Below are 1,684 nucleotides of genomic sequence, written 5' to 3'. Positions count from 1 at the left end.
ACCGTATCCCTTCGTCTTCCCGGGCCAGAAGGTCGTGATCACACCCTGGTTTGGACGACGAGCGCATGGCCGAGAGAAGACGTGTCTCACGAGCCAAGCATAGACAAAAAAGACTCTATCCTCATTTTACTCCGCGCATCCAATCCCGTTGGATTTTCCCCTTCCAAAGTTAGAATCGGGTAATCCAGCTTTTTTCGGATAATCAGATCCTCAATCTGGCGATAGCAAAAACTTTGCGTATAGTGAATGATTCCGTCTAGTTGGCGGCGCTCTGCCTCCTGAGCGATATCCTCAAGGCGTTGAAATACTTTATAAGGATACGTGTATAAGCGGTACTGTTCCACGACGTCATCCGTCTCAAAGGGCATCGTAAACTGTCTCTGGACTTCATTATAAACAACACGGGCTCCGTGTTCTTCCAAAAAATCGTACATTGCGGGGAAAATAGGTGGGACCCCGATAAAACCAAGTCGAATTTCTCGCCTCTTTCTCCGTGATCCTAAACTAACCCGCTCTGAAAAAGGCTCCCGCCTGCTCGCCGTTTGGATAAATTTCTCCATCTCACGGGCAAAGCCCTCAGGTTCGCCATTAAAATCCGAACAAGAAACAAGAAAGAGGTGGTTTTCAAACCCTCTCACCCGGTTTTCTTCCCAAGTCAGCCGGTCTATTTCCCACGCCAAAGCCCGAACCTGATCCAGGCGCTTCTTTTGCACATTCACACCCTCCCAAGTTGTACCTAAAGTTCCAATTAGTTTGTCCATTTGAAGACGAAGCATGTCCGAATCCCGATCATACGGAAAAGCAAAAGGGATAATTCCGATCCCTTCCACCTCCCACGTCTCCATCAGGGCGTGAGTATTACTGCAATCTCCTTGTGTCACCGCTACAATGCGCTGAATATCCGGATTATGCAATGCCGTCGAATACAAACCCTTTATCCAACCGCACACATTCCGAGGAAAGCCAGTGAGCTCCGCTTCTTCCACTCGATGCATAGCTTCCGAACTTGTAATAAAAATATTGTTCAAATCAACCGGTATCTCACCCGCTGCGAAAATCACTTCAACCGGTACCGTCGTTGTTAACCCGATTTTACCCATAATCGCTGTCTCCTGTTATTTAAAATATTGACCCCTTCTTATATCAAGGACAACCCCTATTTCAACCTGTTCCACCATTAACCGGCTCGACCAAAAGCTGGCAGCGCAGGATTGGCAGAAATCCCTGTTTTCAACCTGTTCCGCTAACCGTAAAGGTTTGTTGATTCAAGTTTTGCCCGGTAGCCATTTTACCCCTTTTAGCCTTTTTAATAAAATAAATATTAATCCTTTAACCCCAGAATTACTTGCTCCACATAATCGATTGGTTCTTGGAGCAGCGTATTTCCAACCTGTCGAAAAAGACCCGGATCTCCACTTACATAATAGTGGCTGCGCCGCTGGTTTTTACTTAGGAACGAAGAGGATGGACGTACAACTAGTCCCGCTCGTTCCCACTCATCCATATGCCGAAGCAATTTCTCCAGCTCTTGCACAACAGCCAAAGCCGGATCGATAATCAGGACGTCTTCGCCTAGAAACTCCCGAATGACAGGTTCGAGAAAAGGGTAATGCGTACACCCTAAAATCAGGGTATCCACACCGGCCTCCTTTAATGGTGCCAGATACGTTTGGGCGATCCCTTG

2 protein-coding genes are annotated in these 1,684 nt (G+C 47.2%); both read right to left on the bottom strand.

Features of this window, described 5'->3' with window-relative positions; genetic code table 11:
- Positions 1-86: 86 nt before the first annotated feature.
- Positions 87-1,100 (bottom strand): 2-hydroxyacyl-CoA dehydratase family protein, encoded by a 1,014-nt coding sequence (locus tag AC6I5A_RS09465; protein ID WP_034614922.1) that lies wholly within the window; start codon positions 1,098-1,100, stop codon positions 87-89.
- 221 nt (positions 1,101-1,321) lie between these two features.
- The coding region (locus AC6I5A_RS09460) for a glutamate racemase (RefSeq protein ID WP_034614920.1) at positions 1,322-1,684 on the bottom strand (363 nt) is incomplete at its 5' end.

The sequence above is a fragment of the Desulfosporosinus sp. Tol-M2 genome (assembly GCF_059735615.1).
This window is presented reverse-complemented; position numbering and strand designations above follow the sequence as displayed.